Source organism: Streptomyces sp. NPDC101151 (genome assembly GCF_044768335.1).
Taxonomy (GTDB): Bacteria; Actinomycetota; Actinomycetes; order Streptomycetales; family Streptomycetaceae; genus Streptomyces.
This window is the reverse complement of record NZ_JBIWPP010000011.1, coordinates 218,966-242,787: the sequence shown is the minus strand read 5'-3', so window position 1 is coordinate 242,787 and position 23,822 is coordinate 218,966. Positions and strand designations below refer to the sequence as shown.

The following is a 23,822-nucleotide window of genomic DNA, read 5'->3' as shown; positions in this document are numbered from 1 at the left end:
TCAGAAGACCGGCAGCGCGCAGAGCAGGGCGCCGTTTCTGATGAAGGCCCTGTTGCCGTCGACCGCGATCCCGTGCCGCTCGGCCTCGGGCAGTTTGTAGGTCCAGCCCGCATATCCGTTCGCCAGGTTCACGGCGTTCACCTCGGTCTTGTATGAATAGTCGATCATCCACAGACCGGTGCCCTGGACGAGTACGGGGCTGTCGCTGCTGCCGTCGCTCCAGGAGGTCCAGGTCTTGCTGCCGTCGCTGGTGGCGCGGCGTTCGGGAAACATCCCGCCGGCCGCGTAGACGGAGTCTCCGTGGACGCTCACCGGGCCCCATTCCGCGGGGGCCTTGTACATGTCCCTGGTCGTGCGGGACCAGATCTTCGTGCCGTCGGTGATCTTGCAGGCGGTCAGTGTCCTGCCGTTGAGGTACACGACCCCGTTCTGCGCAACGGGACTGATCTCGGCCTCTTTGGCCTGGTTGCGTAGCTCCCACACCCGACGGCCGTCGCTCGTCGCCACGACCAGCACGTGGCCGTCGATCGTCGAGAGCACGAGACGTCCGCTGTCGACAGCCGCTCTCGGGGAGATCTTCCCGCGGTGTTCCGAAGGAATCCGTGCCGTCCACCGGATCCTGGCATCCGAGCGGCCGACGCTGCGCAGCCGGTGGTCCTTCGTCATGACGTACACGGCCTTGTCGTCCGCGGCCATGAGAGCCGCGGCGTCGGCGTCCGCGGTCCACTTGCGTTCGCCCGTGGAGGGGACGTACGTGCGCAGCACTCCGTCGACGTCCAGTGCCGCGACCAGGCGGTCGGAGAGCGACAGGTACTGGCCGGGCTCTACCTCCTCCGCCTTCCACCGCAGCTTTCCGTCGACGACGTTGCAGGCGCCGATACCGCCGTAGAGTCCGATCACGACGACGTCTCTTACGGGCAGCGGGGCGGGGGAATCGGGCCCCACCGTCACGTCGGCGCGCCACAGCGCTTTCGGGGACCCGTCGACGATGTAGTCACCGTCGTCGGAAGAGAGCAGCCGCGCCTCGGGCGTGGCTGCGGCGGACGGGAAGTCGAACAGGTCGTCCTTCTTGTCCTGGCGCGACTTCTGCCGGAGCAACCACCACCCGGTCGTGCCGCCTCCTGCGGCAAGTACCGTCCCGCCGGCGGCGAGACCGGTCAGCAGCCGCCGCCGGGTCACGGTCGCGGACGACATCGTGGTCATGGGCGGCGCGGTGAGCCGACGTACCTGCCCTTCCCGCTCCTTGATCTCCTCAGCCACCGGTCCGCGCCGCCACACGCGATCGCTGTTCTTCGGCGGGGCGAACGCCATGGCGATCTGTCCGGGCACGGGCCGTGATGCACCGTCCTTGGCCAGGCAGGGGGCGATGAGGGCGTGCAACTCAGGGGACAGACCGTCCCAACGCGGCTCGCCGTGTACGACCTCGTACTGGACGGCGGCCACATGCCCGCCCTCGAACGCGCGCCGGCCGGTGGCCGCGTGCACGAGGACGGCCCCCAGGGAGAACACGTCGGCGGCGGGCGTGACCCGCCGTCCCAGCACCTGCTCGGGGGCACCGTATCCGGGCGTGACCGGGATCTGGCCGGTCGTGGTCAGCGTCAGGCCGTGCTCGGGGCGTGCGATGCCGAAGTCGATGACCCGTGGCCCGGTCGACGTCAGCACGATGTTCTGGGGCTTGAGGTCGCGATGGATGAAACCTGCCGCGTGAATGTCCGCCAGGGTGCCTGCGATCGACGCTGCCAGGGCTCGCACGCCCGTTGCGTCGAGAGGCCCGTGCTTCTCGACTGCCTCGTCGAGGGTCGGCCCGGTGAGGAACTCGGTGGCGATCCAGGGACGCCCGCCCTCGGTCTGGGCTCCCAGGACTGGGGCGATGCCCGGGCTCCGCACCGCCTGCGCGGCGATCGCCTCGCGTACGAAGCGCCGGGCCAGACCGGAGTCGTGGGCGAGTTCCGGGCGAAGCACCTTCACCGCGGCGACGGTTCCCGCGCCGTCCTGGCCGACGTACACCTTGCCCATGCCGCCCTCCCCCAGCACGCCGAGCAGACGGTAGGGGCCGAGGCGGACGGGGTCGCCGACACCCAGGGGTTTCATCGCTGACTGCCTTCTCTTCGGTTCATCGCGGGCAACCGCTCACGCAAGGGGGAAGGCCGCGAGGAACTTGCCACCCAGAGCGATGGTCACCTTGGCCTTCTCGTGGGCGACGAAGCGGTCTCCGGTGGTCTTGTACGAGGCGGTGGGCGTGTGCGACGAGAGATCGACGGCCCACAGTGCCGAGGAACGCCTGCTGTAGGCGAAGTCGGTGCCGATCACGGGCGCGGCGGAGGTGTCCGCCTCCGTTCCCCCACTGCCCTTCTCCTCCCACTGCGCCCGCCCACTGCCGGAGTCGAAAGCGACGAGTCCGAGGCCCTTCTCGACGGCGTACACCACGCCGTCCTTGACCGCCGGGGGGCCGTAGGTGCGCCCGGGACGCTCGGACCTGGAGTCCCACACCTGAGCGCCGTCACTCAGCCGCAGAGCCCGCAACCGGCCGGCGCCCAGAAACAGATTCTGTGCGTCGGTCGCCATCGGCAGTTGCACGCGGCCCGGTGCGACGCCGTCGAACGGCCTGGCCCAGCGGACAGCACCCGTACGCGTGTCCCGTACGACGATGCGGACCTTGCCGTCGTTCGTCTCCTGCAGTGCCACCAGGTTGTGGCCGACGACTCGCGCCGCCAGGAAGTACAGACGGTCGGTTCGGTCCGGTCGTGAGGGCAGCGGCTCGGCCCACAGCTTCTTACCCGTGCTGATGTCGACGGCGAAGACGGACCACGACTGGGACGCCAGGAAGTACTCGTCGAACTTCCCCTTGCCCGCCACCGCGTACAGGACGCCGTCGGCCGTGCACAGCACCTGGTTCTGGTCGATGACACCGTTGAAGTCCGTGAGCTGTGCGAAGGGCTCGGCCGCCACCCCCGTGCCCAGGTCGACGGAGGCGAGGACGAGCGGAAATCCGCCGGGCTTGCCCGCGTTTCCCTCGGACCCTTCCGGGGCCACCATACGAACGAGCCGCTCGCCATCGGTCGCGATCTGCCAGTGAATCTCCATCTGGTCCGACGCCCAGCGGACGCTTCCCGAAGCCGCGTCGATCCCGCCCAACCCCCGACCGGCCACCACCGCAACCAGGTCTTCCACAGCTACTGGCTCCGCGCGCGGGACCGTGCCGTAGGGCGGATCGGCGACCTGCCTCTGCCAGATGGAGTCGAGCTTCCTCTTCGGCAGCAGGCTGTTGCTCGGACCGGCCACAGGCGGATTCGGCTCCGGCCCGGACCCCCGGCTCCAGGCCCAGGCTCCCACCCCGACGGCCGCCGCGCCGAGCGCCACTCCGCTTCCCGCCAGCAGCAGACGGCGACGGGGCATCGGCGCGGCCGCGGCCGTCGCCGATTCCGCGTACGGGGCCGGCGGCGCGGCGAGTCGCTGAGGCGTGATCTGCCAGACCTCGGTGGCGCGGCGGGCGATCTCCGCAAGCACGGCGTCCGGCAGGTGCTCCGCGAACTCGCCCGATCCGTCGTGGAGCTGAGCGGCGAGTCTCGAGGTGGTCGGCCGGCGGAACGGGTTCTTGTCCAGGCACTCGCCGAGAACCGGGACCAGGGCGGCCGGTACGTCGCTCAGGTCTGGATCGCCGTATCGGACCCGGTAGAGAAGGTCGCCGGTCTGACCGTGGCCGAACGGGGCGCGGCCGGTGGCGGCGAAGACGAGCAATCCGGCAAGCGCGAACACATCGCCCGCCGCGGTGTGTTCCTCTCCACCCGCCTGCTCAGGCGACATGAAGGCAGGGGTGCCCACCGCCGCCCCGACTCTGGTGAGTCGGTCTTCGCCGATCGCTCGGGCGATGCCGAAGTCGATGACCTTCGGCCCGTAGGCCGTGACCAGGATGTTGGACGGCTTGAGGTCGCGGTGGACCACTTCGGTGCTGTGCAGCTGACCGAGCGCCCCGCACAGAGCCGCTCCGAGAGCACGCACGGTCACCTCGGGAAGCGACCCGGCCAGTTCGACCGCCTCGTCGAGCGGCGGACCGATGACGTACTCGGTGGCGATCCAGGGTGTCTCGGCCTGCGTGTCCGCGTCCACGACCTGGGCGCCGTGCTGCCCTCCGATGACGCGGGCGGCATCGGCCTCCAGCCGGAACCGGGTGCGGGCACCGGGGTCCGAGGCGGTGCCGGCGTGCATCGTCTTGACCGCGACGGTCCGTCCGGCGCCCGAGCGCGCCAGGTACACCGTGCCCATGCCGCCGCTGCCGAGGCGGACGATCGGGCGGTACGGTCCGAACGCTTGCGGGTCGTCGTGAGTGAGCGGAGTAGGCATACGGGTGATCGTCAGTCCTGGCCGGTGGTGGACACGGTGGAGCCCGGGATGTCGGCGGCGAGTACGGCGGCCGACTGGTGGGCGAGGGCGGCGATCACGCGGCCCGGCAGCCAGCCCGGGCCGAGCAGCGCGGCGGTTCTGGTCGCGAACCCGGCGTCGGCCGGCACGTGGGCCATGGCCGGGCCGGCGGGATGGGGCGCCGAGGGGGCAGTTCCCCCGGTTGGGGCGAACAGGTCGAGCAGTTCGGCCAGTTGAGGCCGGGACCCGGGGTCCCGGGCCAGACAGCGGATGACGATCGCACGCAGTGAGGAAGGAAGCTCGTCGCGTTCGGGAGTCGTGTGGCCGGTGGCGGCGTAGGCGAGTGTCGCGCCCAGCGCGTACACATCGCCCAGTGGCCGGGGCCGTCCGCCGGACGCCTGCTCGGGTGGCAGGCTGCCCGGCTCCAGTCCCGGCAGGCCGGAACGGGCCGTGCCGTCCGCAGCCGCGGCCCGTACGGCCCCGAAGCAGGTGAGACGTGGTCCGTCGGCGGCGAGCAGCACGGCTGCGGGGGACACGCCGGCGTACGTCAGTCCCTGTCCGTGGGCGATGACCAGAGCCTCCGCGAGAGCCGCGCCAAGGGCCCGGACGGTCCGCTCGGGCAGTGGGCCGTCGTGCACGGCGAGTGCGGTGGGAAGAGGAAGTGCGGGCAGATAGGGGCGGGCGTGCCAGGGGGTCTCCCCAGGGGCTGCGCAGGTGACGGCGGGCATCATGAACTGACCGAGAAGGTAACGAGAGGCGTCGGCTTCCGTCATGAACCGCTGCGGATCGCTGCCTGCGAGCGGAGCGCTGAGCAGGACCGTGTGCTCACCATCGGCGCTGCGGGCGACATAGCGCCGTTCCGGCACCGGGACATGGCTGTGGCGGCCGTCCAGCGCGGTGATCAGGACGTAGGGGCCGATCCGCCGGGAGGCCGAGACGCCTGGCTGCGCTTCGCCGGTTCCGGCGGTGGTCGCGTGCACGTGATTTCCCAGTCCTTGTCTGTGCGCCGTCCACAGTCCCGACCAGTCAGCTGGGACCGGAATCGGACGGCCGACTCGATCTGGCTGCGGACCAACGACAGGGTGGGCGCCTCCCGCGCGCGCCCACCCTGGAGTTGCCTCTGCGAGCCCAGTTCTACTGGAAGTAGCTGGCCGCCTTCTTGTCACCCTCCATGTACGTACCGCCGGACTGGGCGACGACATGGCCGATACCGGTCAGGGCCTGGTGGATGTCCTTCGCTTCCTTGTCCCAGCGGTGCAGCTTCTCGTGGAAGGTGCCCTGGGCCTGGCCCTCCCAGTACTGCAGGCTCTTCACGACCATTCCGCGGAGCTCCTGGAGGTCCTGCTCGAGCTGGCTCGCCTCGTTACCGATCTTGGTTGCCGCGACGTCGAGCCCGTCATAAGTGACGGACAGCCCATCATTGTTGTTGGCCATGCCTGTTTACCTCGTCTCGCTGGTGTGTGCCTGGTGGGTGCGCCGGCCATTACCCGGCAGATGCCCTGAGTGCCGCTCGACTCAGTAGGAGCTCAGGGAAGACGAGTGAACCGTGGGAGCGCCGTCGTTGATGTCAATCTTGTTGACGGAGGCGCGCACCTCGTCTTCCTTGCTGTCCTTGATGTTGCGCGTCGCGGTCATCGCCTCGATGACGTCACCGAGGATCTTGCCGATGTTCTTGAGAGACTCGTTGATCTCGTACTGCTTCTTGTCGAACGCAGCGCGACCGATACCCTGCCACTGACCCTCAAGGCCGTCGATCACGCCCTGCAGTCCGTGCACGCGCTTCGCGATGCCGTCGTACTTCTCGGACATCTGCTTCTGCAGGTGGATTACTGCTGCATCTTCAAGCTTCTGCTTGTCGGCCATGATCAGCCTTGCCTTTCGTGTGTCCGTTGTTGATCTGATGGTTTCGGCTCACCGCTGCGCTTGTCGCTCTGCAGCGGTGAACGCGCAGTGCCCGCACTATCCGAACAGCAGAGGGCTGCTACGGCTGTTGACCCCTGAGGGAGTCACCTTGCGCGTCGCGCCCGCGCGATGGCCACGCCACCGCCGCCGATCACGGCGACTGCAGCGACGGCACCCAGCGCGATCCAGAGTGTGTTGCTGCTGTCACTCGACGACTCCGCGCTTGATCCTGACGCGGAGGTTCCGCCGGTGGAAGCCTTTTCCTTGGCCTGTGACGTGGCTGATGCAGAGGCGGAAGGTGAGGGAGAAGGGGACGATCCGGATTTGGCCAACAGGTCCCCGCCGTTGTCCTTGGCCAGCGGGTCGACGTCGGCCGGGCCGGCGTTGTAGTTGGGATTCTCCAGGACCAGGCGAGGACGAACCAACCCATAGCCGGCGTACTTGCTCGGGTTGTTCTTTGCCCACTTGCGGCCGGCAGTGTCGATCAGGGACCGCACAACCTGGTTCACCGTCCAGTTCGGATGTGCGGACCAGACCAGGGCGGCGGCGGCTGACGTGAGCGCGGCAGCCGGGCTCGTGCCGTTACGGTTGTCGCAATACGAACGGAAAGTGGCGTCACACCAACCAGGAAAACCCTCACCAGGCGCCGCGAGGTCGACGTAGTTTCCGGACGATGAGAACTCCGACACGGTCAGAGATTTATCGGCCGCCGCGACTCCGATCACATAGGGGTAGGCGGCGGGATAATCGATGTAGCCGCTCTTCCCTTTACCTGCGTTGTTGCCGACTGCAGCGATCAGCAGCTTGCCCTTCGAGGCTGCGTACTTGATCGCAGCCTTGTCCTCGTCGGTAGTCATACCTCCGAAGGACATGCTGATGATCTTTGCGTCAGTGTCGGCAGCCGCCCTGAGTGCTTCCCAGGCTTCCGGGGTCTTCTCCTTCTCTTCCGTCCCCTTCAGCCCCTCGAGCTCCACGCGATAAGGAACGATCTTCGCTCCCGGCGCCAGTCCCTTGAGACCACCGCCTGCTCCCGTACCAGCGATCAGTTCGGCCATGCTCGTTCCGTGGCCGGCATAGTCATCTGTAGCACGGTAAGCAACCGCCTTGGGGACTTCACCAGTCAGGACTTGCCCCTTCAGCGAAGGAGTATCGGGATTCACCCCGGTGTCGATTACCGCAACCTTGACGCCCTTCCCGGTGCTCGCCTTCCACATCTGCTCGGCCTTCATGGTGCCCAAGTACCACTGCTTCGACTGTTCGTCGGCCGCGGCGGCACCCGGGGCCATGCTTACGGTCACAGCGGCCAGGGCGCCGACAACCGCACCCACCGCGCGCACTCGTCTTCCGCAGCGCGCCCTGCGGAGCTCAGCCTGCTCGACTCGTCGGCTGGTCCCTGACTTCATGACGTTGAATGTCCTCGCTCGTGCTTAGTTGACCACCGGCGGCACATCGCGCCGGGGCTTGTCAGGCAGGTGTGTCTCTTCGTCTTCGACCAGGTAGTCGGGCCGTGGCGATCCTTCCGACCTGCTCTCGTCGCCGGGCTTCCCGTTGCGGCCGGCGCCGCGCACGAGTCCGGCACCTCCACGGGTCATGCCATTGCGCTCCGCCCCTGCCGCAGAGTTGCGCGCGGCCGGCCGGCCCGTGACACCCTCGGGTGTTCCCGCTCCGGCACGGGAACCGGCCGCGGCCGAACCCGCCCTTGCCTTGGACTCAGGCGCTCCGAAGACGCCACGCTGACCCAGCCGGCCAGTTGTGGCTCGGGAGTTGGCCGCCTCCTCGCCACCGACAACCGTGCCGCGAGGGATCCTCGCCCCGTTCTTCGCGGAAGCACCGCCCGTCGTGGGTCGCCCCCCGACTACTCCGTTGGAACGACCAGCCCCGGTCGTAGGCCCAGTGTTCGCTCGTGGAGCGCCCGTGCGGTTGGCCTGCGGCGTTCCGCCGGTGATCGCTCGGCCCATCGGGGACGCCTTAGATCCGGAAGCGGTGCCCTTGACAGCCGACTGGCCAGTCGACGTCGCGCGTCCCATCTGGTTCATGGGTCCTTGACTCGTGGTACGTCCGGATCCCGGGTTGTTCAAACCAGCCGTACCCGCACGCCCCTGGGCGGACGGCGGGGTACGGAAGCCGCCTCCTCCGCTCAAGTTCCGTCCAGACGGGCCCTTGGGAATCGGAGTCCCGAAGGGGCCATCAAACACAGGGGGCTGGCCGCCACTTGTGGGAGGTGCACCTACGACCGGCGGTGTGTGACCGGTCGTAGGCGTGGTCGTGGGCGGAGGCAGCGTGCCGGTGGTGTCGATATGCGTGCCGACAGGCTGGTCGGGATGCGGGATCTTGTCGGGGATGTGCTGCGTGGGCGTCGGTGTGACACTTGTTTCGGGCACACCTACGTGACGCGCCGGCTCGACCGTCGAGTGATGGCCCCCGACCGCTGTCGAGACCGTTCCCTTGGAGCCTTCGGAGGCGGACCCGCCGGAGCCAGGATCATGGGCATATGCGGTGGGCTTGGGCACCCCCACATTGGGCAGGTCGTCGAACTTGGGCGGATCGTCGTGCAAGACCTGCAGCTGTTCCCTCGACACCGCGTAGTACGACGCCAACCGGTTCATCTGGTTGATCGCCTCTTGGCGATCCTTCTCGACCTTTACGGCAGCGGCGTAGCCTTCTTTGTTCGTCGCCTTCTCAGCCGCCGTGAAGTGTTCGGGCCTCTTCCGGCTCGATTCCGTGTCACGCGCAGGCATGGCACCACGCACGGAAGCAAGGCCCACGGCGGCAGCGGTGATCTGGTCGCCCGCCCCGCCCGCGAAGGTACTCAGGCCGTACGTGCTCGTGACGAGCCCAACACCCCACTTACGGAAGTCATCGCCCGCCTTGCCGTCCCATGGGACCGTTTCGAACTGACCCTTGAGCTCGTCAGCTGCCGTCTTGATGGCATCCCGTGCATCCCAGAGAGATCGGCCGGAGGACTCCAGGTCCTCCGGATCCGTCTGCTCGACCAGGTCGAGCATCGCGTTGAGGTCATAGCCGTCGAATTCCGTACGGCTGACCATGGCCTTCGAGTACGGGGTGCCCTGGGCGACCCCGCGAATGGTGCTGTCTATGAAGTTGCCGAAGAAGCCACCCTGATGTGGGTGCTCCGCAACACCTCGGGCGAGGTCCGTGAAGCCGTTCTGAGAGGAGGCCCGATCCAGGTCCGCCTTGTGATTGTCGGTCATCGTCACCCCACCATTTTGGTGTTATCGCCGGCACGCTTGGCACCTGTCGAGTCCTGGAGTTGCCCGATCTCCGCTTGGATCTCCCAGAACCGACGCCGCTGGTCTTCTTCGAGGTTGTCGAAGGTGCCCTTCGCCCCCAGAACCGCGATGCCGATCGCCTCGATCTGCAGGTGCAAGGTCCTGGAGAGGGTGGTGAGCCTCTGATGGACGGCGTTGAACGTCCCGTACAGCTCTTTGGCCTCCTGGAAGGATCCAGCCCCGCTGGACAGCGACCCCTGACGGACCGCCTGCTCCCCGACCCGCGTCGGACTGCCCGCCGACCCCTCAAGGTCCCGCAGGACCCCGTCCACCCGGCTCACGAACGTCTTCAGCGCGTCACCGCTGGCCTTCAGGTTCGCCGCCGACACGCCCCCCACCATGTCTGCCGGAAGCACGACGCTCCTCCCCGTTTCCCCGTACGCCTCGTGTCCGAGGCGGCCTGACCACTCGCCGTACGATCGCAAAGCGAGCCGCGTCTCACAACGCTTTTACCACTGTAGTCAACCTGTACAACGGGTCCAACCGGGCTGTGTGTTAACTCGGTTACGACACCGAACCAGACGCCGCACTATGCCCGATTCGCCCGTTTGCTGCAGTCCAGCATGCGGCTTCCCCGCCGCGCTCCCCTCGGCGTCAACCGATCGTTCCCATGGTCGGACGCTTCCGACGCTTCACCGTTTACGATCTTCATTAAACTTCCACACGTAGCTGGTTGCCGATCCATTCCAACTCCCTTGCACGGGACCCGGCTTGCTAGCGTGCTGCAGGCTCTCTCGGAGACTCGGAGATCGACGGGAACAGCATGCAGCCGAGCACGGTCACGTGGAAGGGTCCTGCAGATGGCATGGGACGAGTGGGAACAGCTCAAGTCCGAGGCCGCAGAGCGTTCGACAGACATGCGCCTCAATCAACTGCCGGCGGACGGCGGGGGCGGCGGCGGAGACCTTGTCGCGCATCAGGACGACCTGGGCGCCGTCGGCCATGAGGCCTTCGTCCTGTACGACGGACTCCACACAGGGGCCGATATCGCTGCGGCAGGGGACGGCCAGGGAAGCGACGGCTCGACGATGCAGGCCGCAGCCACGCTCAAGTCGCACGGGTTCGCGACGGGCAGCGCCCTCGAGTCGACTGTCGAAATGTGGACTTCACACCTCAAGTCCGCGCTGCAGGCCTGCGCACACATCTCCAACCACCTGGACTACAGCAAGAAACTCCACTCTCAGGACGACTCGCACATTGCGGCTGTCATCAAGGGCCGTGATGGCTCGGCCATGTCGGTGTCGCAGCTCAACGAGTACTTCAAGTAGGAGAAGGTCCCGTGGCTCTCACGTACACGGACCTCGTTGAGGTCGACCTCAACAAGCTCGGTACCGCAGTCTCTGACTGGAAAAAGGTGGTCGACACTCTCAAGACACAGGCGGAGAACGCCCGTAAGGGAATGCAAGCAAAGTCGGACTCCGCGCAATGGGCTGGTGTCAACGCGACGGTGACGCGTGAGTTCATCACCAAGACGACGAAGGAGATCTCGGATCTCCACACCGAGGCGAACAGCATTTTCCAGGTCCTGGACGACGCCCACCAGGAACTGGCCGAGCTGCAGAGCGGCGCCAGGACGCTCGTCGCGGAGGCCGAGAAGAAGCGCTACGTGATCACCGACAACGGTGACGCCACCGTGACCGTCGTCGAATACGTCGGTCCCGGCGAGCCGCCGAAGGACGGTGCGCAGGAGGAAGCGCAGCATTATGCCGACCAGATCACCGCGAAGCTGGGCCGGGCAAACGACATCGATCAGTCGGTGAAACTGGCCCTCACCCGCGCCCACGGCGAAGATCCCAACAATGCGGGACACCGCACCTACGAGTCACTCAACGACGCCCAAGCCGAGCGAGCGGTTGAACTCGCCAAGAAGGGCGACAAGATGGCCGACCAGGAGTTGGCCGAGCTCAACCGGATCATGAAGTTCAACGGGCGTGAGAAGGACGGTGAGTTCGCGACCGAGTTCTACGAGGGGCTCGGAGGGCCGGAAAAGGCTCTGGAGTTCTACGGTCAGATGGCCACTGACGGCACCGAGAAGGATGCCGGCAAAGTCCGGCTCGACGCCGTTCGGGAGCTCCAGAAGAACATGGGGTACACCCTGGCCAACGCCACCGAGCCGGACGCGCCCAGGGGCGTGGACAAGAAGTACCACCTGCCCGCGAGCTGGGGGGCGAATTTCCGTCGGCTCGGCACTCAGCAGATCGAGTGGCAGCAGGGCATGATGAAGAAGCCGTACGGCTACCAGATTCTTGGCGGAATCCTACGGTACGGGAACTATGATCCGAGTTTCATCAACCCCATTGCCGAACACATCACACAGCTCCACGAGCAGGACCCGGGCAAGCTCCTGACCCACGTCCGCATCGCCGAGGGCGAGAAGTACGGCTTCAACCCCTCGGGCAAGCTCGGGTCGGGCGAGGACCCTCTCAACAGCGTCCTCGAGGCTCTGGGGCACAGCCCGGAGGCTTCGGAGAAGTTCTTTACCCGTGCGCCTACCGTCTACAACGAAGACGGCACGGTGAAGATCAAGGGCAAGGTGGACTTCAAGTCGTATCTCGACCTCTTAACGGACAAAGAGTTCCAATGGAATGCCGACTCGAACAACGCCTACCTCTACGGTGACGACGACAGGTTGGAGGCCGCTCGGAACGTCGGTCCGCAAGCGCTGGGGCACGCGCTTGAAGCGGCGACCACCGGGCGTCCGTACGACAGCGACGGCTCCGGAGACGCGGTGCGGCACTCGGAAGCGAGGTCCAATCTCGCCAGCGAGATCGTCAACAAGTTCGGCGAGAACCCCGGCCTGATCCGGCGCAACGAGAACGGGGACCTCGAGGGAGGCTCGGGCCCCCTTTACGCCATGCGTGAGAGCCTCGGTGACATCACGGCCGAATACATGGGCGACTTCCAGACGACCCTCGCCGGTACGCACAACGATCGCTTCACGACCTTCGGCGTGCCCGCGCACCTCGATCCGACCAGTGCCGAACGATTCCTCGCCGAGGTCGGCCAGGATCCACACGCATATGCGGCCATCACCAGTGCCCAGCAGGCCTACACGGCCGACGTCGTCAACGACGTCATGACGGGGCACAGCGACTCCACCGTCCCGACGTCGGAGCAGCTGCGCAACGCCACCCGGCCCGGCGGGATCATCGCCGGCATCATGAGCGAGTCCCGAGCCGACGCCGTACTCGACTATCACTCCGCTTCCGACCAGGAGTTCAACGACGCCGCCGCCGAGAAGCAGAAGTGGGTGGACCGTCTCCTCGGCATGGGAGTCGACAAGGCCGCGGAACGTGTGCCCATTCTGGGTGCCCCCATCGGCTGGGCTTCCGAGGACATCCAGGAAAGCATCATGAAGAGCATCGAAAGGGATACTTCGGACCAGGCCGAAGGGGCTGCGACCCGCACCTATCTGCAGGGGCGCGAAGCCGTCATGGACTCCGCACGATCCGCCGTCGAGGCCGCCGCACGGAACGGCACCTTCAACTGGAGCACTGTGCAGGACCTCCAGGACTCCGCAGCGAACGGAGCAGAGGACGGTCACACCACGGGCGCCAAGATGGAGAGCTCCGGAGACGCCTCATGAGACGAATCAGCCTGACCGGTGCTCTTGCTCTCGGATCTCTCCTTGTTCTGTCCGGGTGCTCGGGCCAGGACAAGAACTACTCGACTCCGTCCTCGATCTGCGGGGTTTCGGTCGACAAGGATGCTCTCGCGGATCTGCTGCCTTCCGGGGACAAGCTAACGGTGAAAGCGTCGACCAATCACCAAAAGCCGGAGACTCGGTTCTGCAACGTGATCGTCGACGGGGACATCGAGTGGGCCAGTGAAGGTGCCTGGCGCAAAGCCGGATACACCGTCAAGGACGCGGCCAAGGAGGCTCTCGCCTTCAACTACCGGACGACCGGCGGAGGGAAGTACGCCGTGTGGGACGACGGGGCCGCCACGGTCTTCGACTGCGAGAACTCCAGGCAGGGCGCGGCTCGGTTCTCCGTCGAGTTCCATGTCGTACACCCGCAGGGGAAGATCGACGACAAGGCCGAGAGGTTTATCTCCGCATACGCGAAGGCGTACCGGAAGATGGTGACCTGCGACGGATGACGGCCGCCCGCGCGCATGTGAACCTCGCAGCCGCCTGCGCCGTCCTGGCACTCCTGCCGGCCTGCGGCCAGGACGGTGCGGCCGCCAAGGCTTCCGCAGCGCTCGGTGAACAGCAGACCAAAGCCGTGGTGCCCGATGTGAAGGCCATGCCCGGCTGGAAGGTGAGCGACCCGCCGGACGCGTACTCCGTGGAAAACGCTCGGTCCACCGGATCAGACCCGTGCCCGAAGGAGTTGCGGAGGGGCTGCGAAGGGATCCGCTATGCGGGGTCGTCCGGGTTCTCCGGGACGAAGAAACCGCTCGTCTCGTTCACGGTCCTGGCCTACCGGAACGAGGCAGCCGCCAAGGCCGCGTACGGCGTCTTCTGGACCTCGTATCGCAAGTCGCCGGCGAAGCCCGAGAAGCTGGACATCGGCGAGCTCGGTGACCGTCGCGACGCCGTCGTCGGAGTCGGGGGCTACGAAGGCGAGGAAGCCGCGCTCGCCCAGATCCGGGTCGGCACGGTCCTCATCTCGCTCACCACCGGCGTCGGCCGGAGCACGCGCTTGGATCGCTCCCTCGTCAAAGAACTCGCGGCTGTCTTCACGGACCCGTGCGCGGGAGGCCCAGGCGGGCAGGACACCGTCTGCCGGGATCGGTACCAGATGACCGCGACGGGCGCCCGAAGGAACGCGTCGGGAGCCAATCGGAAGTGCCGTCTTCTTCAGTCGCGAACCGGAGAGCGGGTGCGGGCCGTCGCGCCGCAGCACTGCGCCCGGGAAGGCACAGCGACAACAGCACGTCCCCCTCAACCGTGCGCGATCACGGCGTCGCAGGCGCGGAACAGCCGCGTGCCTTCGCGGACCGCCCGGCACAGGCACGCAGGGCGCTCCTCGCGTACGCGTCCTCTGGCTCCGTCGCCCGTCGCCCGTCGCCCGCCCACGGCCTTCGTACGGCTGACGACGAACACCGCGCGCTCGCCCCCGTCGACCGGGCACGCGGCGGTCCCCCAGAAGACGGCTCCTGCACCGGAGTCGCCCTCTGGGTGCGTCAGCCGGTGTGCGACCCGAGAGGTACGGGCTTCCTCGTACGCGGCTTTGAACCGAATCGCGTGGGCGTCGAAATCCCCCTCCCCCACCGTCAGGGCCGGCCGGCACCCGGACCGGTCAGCGACGCTGCCTGCGTCGCGCGTCCCGCACCGCCACGGCCGTACCGCTCAGCCCCGCCACCACGACCAGGCCGCCCACCACCGCATACGTCGCCATGCGGGTGTTCCGTTCCTCCGCCGTCTCGCCGAAGTGCAGTGGCGTGACCGACGGGGCCTCGCCCTTGGACACGCCGTCCTCGGGTTTCGGTGACTCGACGGGGTGCTCCGGATCCACATCCGTCAATGCCTTCACCGGATCCACCACCCCCCACCCCACGAGCCGGTCATGCCCCGGGATCGAGCGTTCCGCGCTCTCCTCGATCTGGGCGACGACCTGTTGGGCCGTCCACTTGGGGTACTTGGCCTTCAACAGGGCCGCCACGCCGGCGACATACGGCGCCGAGAAGCTCGTGCCGTTGTCCGAGCAGTGGCCGTCACCCGGAACCGTGGAGATCATGTCGACACCGGGAGCCGAGACCCCCACGAAATCTCCCGACTGTGAAAAGGCAGCCCGTTCGTTGTTGCGGTCGGACGCCGCCACCGCCAGGACGCCCTCGTACGACGCCGGGTACGTCACCTTGACATTGCCACCCAGGCCGTCGTTGCCGGCCGAAGCCACGACCACGACCTTCTGGCCCAGGGCGAAGTCGATGGCGTCCCTCAGCTTCGAGTCCTTCGGGTCGAGCGCGTTGGCCGTGTCCTGAGAGATGTTGATGACGTCGGCGCCCGCCTGGACCGCATACCTGATCGCCGCGGCCAACATGTCCGCCGTGCCGTCGCCCTCGGCGTCGTTCTGCTTGATCGGGATGATCGTCGCGTCCGGCGCCAGGCCCACGAAGCCTGTTCCCTTCGCCGGGCGGGCCGCGATGATGCCCGCCACGCGCGTGCCGTGGCCGACCGTGTCCGTCGTGCCCGACTTGTTGCCGCGGTCTATCTTCTCGCCCTTGGAGTTCTTCTCGGGCAGCAGATTCTTGCCCTTCGACGCGTCCACGGCCTTGGTGAGCTGCCGGTTCTTGACGTCCACTCCGGTGTCGATCACGGCCACCTGTATGCCCTTGCCCGTCGACTGCGCCCACAGCTCGTCCAGGTTGACGCGCTGCAGCGCCCACGGCCGGCCCGCGTACTTCTTCGACGGGAACGTGCACTGGCCGTCGTCCGCCCGGGCCGGGGAAGCGGGGAGGGCGACCACGGTGGTCATCGCGGTGAGGGCCACTGCGGCGGCCACGACCGCCGTCCGGGCTGCGGTCCCCGACATCCTTGCGTTCAGCATGAGTCCGTTCTCCTCCGGCCGCCGCTACGAACCCTGCGGCTGCCGCGCCGCCGCCTCCGACAGGCGCGGGCCCGTCGGCAGGAACGTCGACCACTCCTTGGGGATCGGGGTGGGCGTCACCTTCTCGTAGCCGAGGCGGGTCTGGGCGATCTTCGCCTCGGTCAGCTCCTCCTTGCGCTTCTTGTCGGAGGTACCGATGCCCTTGTCGTCGGTGGCGCTGTCGCTGTTGGACTGCAGGGCGTAGCGCAGACCGGTGTCGGTGACCAGGAAGACACCACCGGCCGTGGTCTCCGTGCCCTGGAACTGGCGGTAGAGCAGGCCGGAACCGGCGGTGACGTACGCGCTGGAGGAGCCGGTGGGCAGCTGGGCGGGGAAGTCCTTGCCCACCCAGGTCGACAGGGTGGTCCGGCCCTTGGCCCCGACCGAGCGCAGCACGTTGCAGACCGTGTTGCGGCCGCTGGTGGTGCTGGAGCCGTCGTTCACCGTCTTCGGCTTGTACGCCGGCCAGTTCTTGTCCCCGTCGAACGTCGTGCTGTCGACGACCGCGCCCGGGCTGACCTGCTGCGCCTCACCGGCCTGGCCCACGCCGACGAGGTCCCCGCTGTTGAGCAGGAGCGTGGCCGTGAACTCGGAGATGCGGGCCACCTTCCCGCGCAGCACGACGTAGTACTGCATCATCTGGCCGTCGTACGCCTTGATGACCTCGCCGACCTTGTCGTACTGCCCCAGCGGGCCGGAGGCGTTGGCCTTGGCGCCGGCCGTGCCCTGGATCGTCGGGATGGAGATCGGGTCGCCCTTCTGGAGGGTGTCGAGCCACGCCTGAGAGACACGCTGCGGGGCGCGGCTCTGGGTGTCGAGGGCCTTGAGCAGTTCCTTGTCGCTCGGGTCGGCGATCTCGTACGCCTTGCCCTGGGCGTCGACGACGAACTGTGTCTTGCCGTCGGGACCGACGACGTACATCAGGTCGCCCTGGGTGAGCCTGTTGGGCCCCTCCGCCTTGGACCACTCGTTCTTGCCGAAGACGAACGCCGCCTTCTGGATCGCCCGGCCGCCGTCGCCGGGGCGTTCGCACACCGCCCAGTGCTTGGTGGCCGAGGCCTCGTCGGAGGAGGGCAGGCGGTCGGGGGCGTAGGGGATACCGATCGTGGCGCCGTGCGGCGGCTTGCCGCTGTCCAGGATCTTCTCGTCGACGGTGATGACACTGGCCTTGCTGGGGTCCAGGAGGAGCTTGGCCGAGGCCATGTTGAGGACCGGGTGCAGCTGCTTCTGCTTGCCCGTCTTCAGGACGACGTACCGAGTGGTCGACTCGCTTGCGACGATGACGTGTTCTTCCGCCGCGTCCCAGCCCTTGGGCGCCGTCGGGCTGAACATGCCGATCGCGCCGAACACCGCGAGGATCACGACGCCGACGACGAGGCCGGGCACCAGTGCCTTCAGCGGTTTGGGCGCGCCCTCCTCCGAGCCGGAAGGGGCAGGCTGCAGGAATGACGCGAGCGTGCGGCGCTTCGCGAAGGTATAGGCGTTGAGTTCGTCCCGCCGTGATGCCATCTGTGTCCGCTCTCTCCCCGTTGCGGAGCCGTGGGGGACCTGTGAAGATCCGTCCCCCGCCCTCGGTTGCCTCTGGTGCCTCGACTGTCAGACCCGGCCCCTACTATGCCTGTTGCGTGGACGTGCTGGTGGCACGGGTAGGGTGCTCAGGGCTTGAAGGGACCGGAGCGCAAGGGTTTTCGGGAGAGTTCGGGGGTTTTGGAGTGATGGCTTCCGCAACGCGGGCCCGGTCGCGATCGCAATCGGGGTCACGGTCGGGTGGCGCGGGCCGGTCGGGTGCCCGCGGCTCTGCTTCATCCCGGTCCGGCGCCGGCCAGGCATCCGCGCCCTACCTGGGCACTTTCGCACCGCATCTGGTGTCCCGCTCGGGGCGCGGCGGTTCGTTCGCGATGCAGCGGCTGGTGCTGCTGGAGATCGCGGGCGCACTCGTGGTGTGCGGGTGGCTCCTGGGCATGGTCGCGCTGATCGCGTCCGCCGCGCTCGCTGCGGTGCTCGTGGTGCTGGCTGTCGTACGACGCCGGGGGCGCTCCCTGCCCGAATGGCTCGGCACCCTGCTGGCGCTGCGGGCCCGCAGACGGCGGGCCGCGAGCACGCCGGTGCCGCCGGGAACCGACTCCGGTCTCGCGCCGGCCGTGGAGTGCGACCCGGCCCTGCGCACCTACAGCTACAGCCGGGGCGACGACCGCGACCAGCGGCCGATCGGCATGGTCGGCGACGGCGGCTTCCTGACCGCACTGCTCCAGGTCGAGTCGGACGCCGACGCGCTGCGCGCGGAGCGCAGCCGCAGGCCGCTGCCGGTGTCCCTCGTACGGGACGTCCTCGAAGTCGACGGGATCCAGCTGGAGTCGGCCCAGATCGTGGTGCACACGCAGCCCGCGCCCGCGCTGCACCTGCCCCAGCAGTCGGTCGTGGTCAGCAACTACGCGCCGCTGCAGGCCCAGACCGGTTCCCCCGCGGTGCGCATCACATGGATAGCGCTGAAGCTCGATCCCGAGCTGTGCCCGGAGGCGGTGGCCGCGCGCGGCGGCGGCCTGCTGGGGGCGCAGAAGTGCCTGGCGCGCTCGTCCGAGCACCTGTCGAGCCGGCTGACCGGCGCCGGGTTCCGGGCGAGCGTGCTGACCGAGGAGGAGCTGACGGCCGCCATCGCCACCTCCGCGTGCGCCAACCCGATGGTGACGGCCCAGGCGGCCCAGGCCGGGCGGGGCGAGGCGCCCCAGCGCCGTACCGAGGAGTCCAGCCGCAGTTGGCGCTGCGACAACCGCCGGCACACCACCTACTGGGTGCGACGCTGGCCCCAACTGGGCGGATCCAACGCCTCGCTGGCGCAGTTGGTGGCACAGCTGACCACGGTGCCCGCGCTCGCGACGACCTTCAGCCTGACGCTGGCCAAGGGTGCGCAGAAGGAGGTGGCCGTCACCGGTCATCTGCGGATCACCGGCCGCAGCAAACAGGAGCTGACCGACGCGCGGCGCGATCTGGAGCGTGCGGCGCGTCAGGCCCGGACCGGGCTCGCGCGTCTGGACCGCGAACAACTCCCCGGCGTTCTGGCCACCCTGCCGCTCGGAGGTGCCCGCTGATGGCCGTGACGACATCGCCCGCACCGTCGGGCACGACCCCGTCGGCGCCTGGCCTCGGTGCGCGGCTGCGCACCGGCTTCGGCCTGCTGGGCCCACGCCACCCGCGGCACGCGCTGCCCGTGGAGCAGGCCGAAGCACTGTCCCTGCCCATCGGGGACGACGGTGTCGTGGCCGGGGTCGATGCCGAGGGGCAGCCGGCCGTGCTGGGCATCAACCGGCCCACGCCGTACGACGTCGTGCTGATCGGCGGGCTGTGGACGGCTCAGGTGCTGGCGCTGCGTACGGCGGCCACGGGGGCGCGGGTCGCCGTGGAGACGGGCCGGCCGCAGGCCTGGATACAGATGGTGCACGCCATGGGCGGCGGGCAGAACGGGCTCGCCGTGTACGAGGTGGGGCGGGTGCCTCCGCAGGGCGCCTCGGCCGGTACACCCGTACTGGTGGTGCGGGACTGCGGTATGCGGCCGCCGCGCGGGCGCACGGTGTCGGGGCCCTGGCAGTCCGTGCTGACCCTGCTGCCGTATCTGAGCCCGGTCGCCCCGCGGCTGCTGCGGCAGGCGCGGCTGACCGGTATCCAGCGGGTCTCGCCGGACGAGGCCGGGGAGCTGGGGCGCACCATGGGACTGACCCGGACCGAGGTGGAGTCGCTGCCCGCGCTGCCCGACGGTGTGACGCTGTGGTGCACCGACCGTGACCGGCAGTATGTGATGACCCAACCCACCGACGCCGAGATCGGATTGTTGGGTACACCGCGCCGGATGGACTGAACTGACCTTTCTCGCCCCATTTGTTCAACGCTTGCTCGTTGCTCGTACGCGATTTGTTCGTGGTTTGTCGGCAGCTTGTGCCCATGAACGGGAGCCGAGAGGTGGGCGGGCCTGCCGAGGTGTGCCTCGTGGTGATTAGGCTGGGAGCGGGCGCGATGCCACTGCCCGTGGACCAGGCGTCGTCGCCCCAGGGGGAGGGCCGGTGGACCGGACTGCCTCGAACGACCACGGACGACGTGAACGACACAACATGGTCGCCCCGGCACGGCATGAGGGTGCTCGACCACACCAGGAGGAACTGTGAGCAGCGATCGGGACGGGATCCGCGGGGGCTGGGCCACACCCGACGATGACCAGCCCGACGCGGAGTCGGCCATCGAGACCACCGGCGAGTTCACCATCGACTACGCCCCGCCCGCCTGGTACACGCAGAACGCGTCGGGGACGTCGGGCGGACCCGGCACCGGCAGCGCGGGCGGTGCGGATCCGGCCGGACCGGGGCCCGGTGGTGCGGGTGGCAGCGGTGACACGAGCGGTTCCGGCATGCCGGGTGGTCCGGGTGGTTCCGGTGCCGCGCCGCTTCCGCCGTTCCCTCCGGGGGCGCCTGTTCCGGGGCCGACTCCGGGGCCTCCTGCGCCGCCGCACGCGACGCCGGCGGCCGGTACGGCGGCGCCGGGTGCCCCGTTCACCCCGGCGGCCCCGCCCGCTCCTCCCGCGCCCGTGCCGGGCGCACCCTTCGCTCCGCCGTCCGCTCCTGCCACGGGCGCGCCGTCGGCTCCACCCACTCCTGCCACGGGCACGCCCTTCGCTCCGGCCGCTCCCGCCACGGGGGCGCCGTATGCTCCGCCCGCTCCGGCCGCGGGGGCGCCGTACGCTCCTCCCGCTCCCGCCGTGGGGGCGCCGCACACCGCACCCGCTCCGGCCGCCGGTCCCGGGGCGCCGTACGCTCCGCCCGCACCGCCTGTCGCCGGCCAGGTTCCGGTGCCGCAGCTTCCCGAGGGGTTCGAGCCGCAGCAGCCGCAGCAGCCGCGGCAGACCGGGCCGTCCCAGCAGGAGACCCCGGCACCGGCCGCTGCGGCCCTGCCGGAGTCCGAGCCGGACAACGGGGACCTGGAGAGCGGGGCGACCATGAAGTTCTCCGCCGTGGCCCTGAAGCGTGAGATGGCCGAGATCGCGGAGCGCGCGGCGGCCGAGCAGAAGGCCGCCACGGCCGCTGGCGAGAGTGCCGCGGCGGGCTCCGCCGAGGGTGCCGGATCGACCGGCGGGGACGCCACCGGCGCCGAGGGCGCCCGGACTGACGAGGCCGAGGCGGAGAACGCCTCGCCGAACGACTCCGGTCCGGGCCACGCCGGTGCGGAGAACGCCGGCGTGGACAGCGCCGGCGTGGACAACGCCGCCGCGAACGACTCCGGTGGGAACGACTCCGGTGTGGACGGACCCGGGCAGAGCGCCGGCAACGAGGACTCCGGGGCCGCCCCGGCCGCGGACGCCGGGGAAACTGACGCCGGTACGGCGGTGACCTCCGTGTCCGCCGAGGGCGAGGCCGTGGCTCACCCGGCCGATCCCGGCGACGGAAGCAAGGCCGAGGGCGACGATGCACCCGAGGCCGCCCCGGCACCGGATGGTTCGGGCTCCGCCGCCGGGTCCGACGCACTCAAGTCCACCGGCGCGTCACCCGAGGAGGGCGTGCCCGGCGACGGCGCCGCTCAGATCACGGCCCCGGCCGCTCCCGCCAACCCCCAGGACGCGCCGCCCGCCTGGGCTCCCCCGCCTGCGCCGCAGAGCGGGCTGCCCCCGCTGCCGCCGTCGTACCAGCCCGCCGCCCCCGCCCCGGCGGCCCAGTGGCCCGCACAGGCCGCGCCGCAGCAGCCGGGCCCGCCGCCCGCTCAGCCGCAGCCGGCCGCCGCGCAGGGTCCTGCGGGCGTGCCCGGACAGCAGCCGCCGTTCCAGCCGCAGGCACCGCAGCCCGCGCCCGCAGCCTGGAACCAGCCCGGCGCCCCCGCGGCCGAACCGCCGGCGGCACCGGTGCCGGCGCCGCAGCCCGCCCCCACCCCGCCGGGCTTCCCGCAGCCTCCGGCATCCCAGCCGAACCCCGCCGGCCCGCACCCGCAGTCCGGCTACGGCTTCCCGCAGCCGGGACAGCCGGGACAGCAGCCGGCCCCGACCGGCCCCACCCCGCCAAGCGGCTACGGCTTCCCGCAGCCCGGCACCCCCAACCCCCCGGCCCCGCAAGGCGGCTACGGCTTCCCCCAACCGGGACAGCCGGGACAGCAGCCGGCCCCGACCGGCCCCACCCCGCCAAGCGGCTACGGCTTCCCGCAGCCCGGCACCCCCAACCCCCCGGCCCCGCAAGGCGGCTACGGCTTCCCCCAACCGGGACAGCCGGGACAGCAGCCGGCCCCGCAGAACCCCGAGGGCGCCCAGGCAGCGCAGGCGCCGCAGCCGGCCACCGACCCCCGCGCCGGTGCCGCCTGGCCGCAGCCAATCCAGCACGACCAGCGGCAGCCGACCAACCCGGGGGCCGCACCGCTGGGTTACACCGCGGCCGTGGAGCTGTCCTCGGACCGGCTGCTCAACAACAAGAGGCAGAAGGCGAAGAGCGGCCGGCCCGCCGCCGCTGCCGCGTCCCGTTTCAAGCTGGGCGGAAAGAAGGAGGAGGCGGAGCGGCAGCGCAAGCTGGAGCTGATCCGCACGCCGGTGCTGTCCTGCTACCGGATCGCGGTCATCAGCCTCAAGGGCGGCGTCGGCAAGACGACCACCACCACCGCCCTCGGCTCCACTCTCGCCTCCGAGCGCCAGGACAAGATCCTCGCCATCGACGCGAACCCGGACGCCGGCACGCTGGGCCGCCGGGTGCGCCGTGAGACCGGTGCGACCATCCGCGACCTGGTCCAGGCGATCCCGTACCTGAACTCGTACATGGACATCCGCCGGTTCACGTCCCAGGCGCCCTCGGGTCTGGAGATCATCGCCAACGACGTCGACCCGGCCGTCTCGACCACGTTCAACGACGAGGACTACCGCCGCGCCATCGACGTGCTCGGCAGGCAGTACCCGGTGATCCTCACCGACTCGGGCACGGGTCTGCTGTACAGCGCGATGCGCGGGGTGCTCGACCTGGCGGACCAGCTCATCATCATCTCCACGCCGTCCGTCGACGGCGCGAGCAGCGCCAGCACGACCCTGGACTGGCTGTCCGCGCACGGTTACGCCGACCTCGTCTCCCGGTCGATCACCGTCATTTCCGGGGTCCGCGAGACCGGCAAGATGATCAAGGTCGAGGACATCGTGACGCACTTCGAGACCCGCTGCCGCGGGGTGGTCGTGGTGCCGTTCGACGAGCACCTGGCCGCCGGTGCCGAGGTCGACCTCGACATGATGCGGCCCAAGGTGCGCGAGGCCTACTTCAACCTCGCCGCCATGGTCGCCGAGGACCTCGTACGGCACCAGCAGTCGCACGGACTGTGGACCAGCGACGGCAACCCGCCGCCGGTGGCCGCACCGCCCATGCCGGGGCAGCAGTATCAGCAGCAGCCGGGACAGCCGTATCCGCAGCAGCCGGGCCAGCCCTACCCGCAGGTCCCGGGCCAGCCGTATGCCCCGGGGCAGCAGCCGTACCCGCCTCAGCAGGGACAGCCGTACCCGCCACAGCAGCCACAGCAGCAGCCGTATCCGCAGCAGCCGGGCCAGCCCTACCCGCCCGCCGCTCCCGGCCAGCCGTACCCGCAGCAGCCCGGCTATCCGCAGCCTGGACAGCCCCAGGCTCAGCCTCCGCAGGCTCCGCCCCAGCAGTAGGACGGCACGACGAAGGGCGGCCGGTGCTCACCGCACCGGCCGCCCTTTCGTGTCGTGGAAAAGCTGTGGGAGACAGAGAGGCTCCGCCGG

At 69.2% G+C, this 23,822-nt stretch carries 16 protein-coding genes; 6 read left to right on the top strand and 10 right to left on the bottom strand.

All coding sequences use genetic code 11. The features are described 5' to 3' along the window. The 8 genes from ACIRU3_RS22645 to ACIRU3_RS22610 all read right to left on the bottom strand — a co-directional run bounded on the left by ACIRU3_RS22645 (window position 1) and on the right by ACIRU3_RS22610 (window position 9,907). Entirely contained in the window at window positions 1-2,091 is a 2,091-nt protein-coding gene (locus ACIRU3_RS22645) for a PQQ-binding-like beta-propeller repeat protein (protein ID WP_404058906.1), read from the bottom strand. Between the two features lie 39 nt (window positions 2,092-2,130). Continuing rightward, entirely contained in the window at window positions 2,131-4,341 is a 2,211-nt protein-coding gene (locus tag ACIRU3_RS22640; protein ID WP_404058904.1) for a protein kinase, read from the bottom strand. A gap of 11 nt (window positions 4,342-4,352) precedes the next feature. After that, the gene (locus tag ACIRU3_RS22635; RefSeq protein WP_404058902.1) at window positions 4,353-5,339 is read right to left on the bottom strand and encodes a serine/threonine protein kinase; all 987 of its coding nucleotides are present in this window, start codon (window positions 5,337-5,339) and stop codon (window positions 4,353-4,355) included. A gap of 154 nt (window positions 5,340-5,493) precedes the next feature. Next, the gene (locus ACIRU3_RS22630) at window positions 5,494-5,793 is read right to left on the bottom strand and encodes a WXG100 family type VII secretion target (protein ID WP_404058899.1); all 300 of its coding nucleotides are present in this window, start codon (window positions 5,791-5,793) and stop codon (window positions 5,494-5,496) included. A gap of 81 nt (window positions 5,794-5,874) precedes the next feature. Beyond that, complete coding sequence (locus ACIRU3_RS22625) at window positions 5,875-6,222, bottom strand: WXG100 family type VII secretion target (RefSeq protein WP_404058896.1); 348 nt, start codon at window positions 6,220-6,222, stop codon at window positions 5,875-5,877. Between the two features lie 143 nt (window positions 6,223-6,365). Beyond that, a complete protein-coding gene (locus tag ACIRU3_RS22620; RefSeq protein ID WP_404058894.1) occupies window positions 6,366-7,598 on the bottom strand; it encodes a S8 family serine peptidase in 1,233 nt (410 codons plus the stop codon). 90 nt (window positions 7,599-7,688) lie between these two features. Next, window positions 7,689-9,473 carry a hypothetical protein gene (locus ACIRU3_RS22615; RefSeq protein WP_404058946.1) on the bottom strand — a complete coding sequence of 595 codons (1,785 nt, stop codon included), beginning with the start codon at window positions 9,471-9,473 and terminating at the stop codon, window positions 7,689-7,691. Between the two features lie 2 nt (window positions 9,474-9,475). Next, window positions 9,476-9,907: a hypothetical protein gene (locus tag ACIRU3_RS22610; RefSeq protein ID WP_404058891.1), complete on the bottom strand. Its 432-nt coding sequence runs from the start codon at window positions 9,905-9,907 to the stop codon at window positions 9,476-9,478. Window positions 9,908-10,351: 444 nt separating this feature from the next. Here ACIRU3_RS22610 and ACIRU3_RS22605 point away from each other — a divergent pair, with 444 nt between their 5' ends. The 3 genes from ACIRU3_RS22605 (at window position 10,352) to ACIRU3_RS22595 (ending at window position 13,652) form a co-directional block, all read left to right on the top strand. Then, the gene (locus ACIRU3_RS22605) at window positions 10,352-10,819 is read left to right on the top strand and encodes a hypothetical protein (protein WP_404058888.1); all 468 of its coding nucleotides are present in this window, start codon (window positions 10,352-10,354) and stop codon (window positions 10,817-10,819) included. An 11-nt stretch (window positions 10,820-10,830) separates the two neighbouring features. Continuing rightward, a complete protein-coding gene (locus tag ACIRU3_RS22600) occupies window positions 10,831-13,137 on the top strand; it encodes a hypothetical protein (RefSeq protein WP_404058885.1) in 2,307 nt (768 codons plus the stop codon). Window positions 13,138-13,346: 209 nt separating this feature from the next. Next, window positions 13,347-13,652, top strand: a complete 306-nt coding sequence (locus tag ACIRU3_RS22595) for a hypothetical protein (RefSeq protein ID WP_404058882.1) — start codon at window positions 13,347-13,349, stop codon at window positions 13,650-13,652. Between the two features lie 1,145 nt (window positions 13,653-14,797). On the opposite strand, the gene mycP is transcribed toward ACIRU3_RS22595, so the two are convergent. Then, window positions 14,798-16,048, bottom strand: coding sequence for a type VII secretion-associated serine protease mycosin (gene mycP, locus ACIRU3_RS22590; RefSeq protein WP_404058879.1), 1,251 nt, complete (start codon window positions 16,046-16,048; stop codon window positions 14,798-14,800). 24 nt (window positions 16,049-16,072) lie between these two features. Further along, window positions 16,073-17,596, bottom strand: coding sequence for a type VII secretion protein EccB (gene eccB / locus ACIRU3_RS22585; protein WP_404058876.1), 1,524 nt, complete (start codon window positions 17,594-17,596; stop codon window positions 16,073-16,075). A 206-nt stretch (window positions 17,597-17,802) separates the two neighbouring features. On the opposite strand from eccB, the gene eccE reads away from it, so the two are divergent. From eccE to ACIRU3_RS22570, 3 genes are all read left to right on the top strand, one after another. Beyond that, window positions 17,803-19,173, top strand: a complete 1,371-nt coding sequence (eccE, locus tag ACIRU3_RS22580) for a type VII secretion protein EccE (protein ID WP_404058874.1) — start codon at window positions 17,803-17,805, stop codon at window positions 19,171-19,173. Further along, a complete protein-coding gene (locus ACIRU3_RS22575; protein ID WP_404058871.1) occupies window positions 19,173-19,937 on the top strand; it encodes a hypothetical protein in 765 nt (254 codons plus the stop codon). Before eccE ends, ACIRU3_RS22575 begins: the two co-directional genes overlap by 1 nt. 300 nt (window positions 19,938-20,237) lie before the next feature. Next, window positions 20,238-23,732, top strand: coding sequence for an SCO5717 family growth-regulating ATPase (locus ACIRU3_RS22570; protein WP_404058868.1), 3,495 nt, complete (start codon window positions 20,238-20,240; stop codon window positions 23,730-23,732). Window positions 23,733-23,822 lie beyond the last annotated feature (90 nt).

What these genes read in the sequence shown, in the direction of transcription:
- ACIRU3_RS22605 (WP_404058888.1), top strand. Translation starts at nt 10,352, where the DNA reads ATGGCATGGGACGAGTGGGAACAGCTCAAGTCCGAGGCCGCAGAGCGT.
- ACIRU3_RS22645 (WP_404058906.1), bottom strand. Translation starts at nt 2,091, where the DNA reads ATGAAACCCCTGGGTGTCGGCGACCCCGTCCGCCTCGGCCCCTACCGT.
- mycP (WP_404058879.1), bottom strand. Translation starts at nt 16,048, where the DNA reads ATGCTGAACGCAAGGATGTCGGGGACCGCAGCCCGGACGGCGGTCGTG.
- ACIRU3_RS22630 (WP_404058899.1), bottom strand. Translation starts at nt 5,793, where the DNA reads ATGGCCAACAACAATGATGGGCTGTCCGTCACTTATGACGGGCTCGAC.
- ACIRU3_RS22640 (WP_404058904.1), bottom strand. Translation starts at nt 4,341, where the DNA reads ATGCCTACTCCGCTCACTCACGACGACCCGCAAGCGTTCGGACCGTAC.
- eccB (WP_404058876.1), bottom strand. Translation starts at nt 17,596, where the DNA reads ATGGCATCACGGCGGGACGAACTCAACGCCTATACCTTCGCGAAGCGC.
- eccE (WP_404058874.1), top strand. Translation starts at nt 17,803, where the DNA reads ATGGCTTCCGCAACGCGGGCCCGGTCGCGATCGCAATCGGGGTCACGG.
- ACIRU3_RS22575 (WP_404058871.1), top strand. Translation starts at nt 19,173, where the DNA reads ATGGCCGTGACGACATCGCCCGCACCGTCGGGCACGACCCCGTCGGCG.
- ACIRU3_RS22615 (WP_404058946.1), bottom strand. Translation starts at nt 9,473, where the DNA reads ATGACCGACAATCACAAGGCGGACCTGGATCGGGCCTCCTCTCAGAAC.
- ACIRU3_RS22625 (WP_404058896.1), bottom strand. Translation starts at nt 6,222, where the DNA reads ATGGCCGACAAGCAGAAGCTTGAAGATGCAGCAGTAATCCACCTGCAG.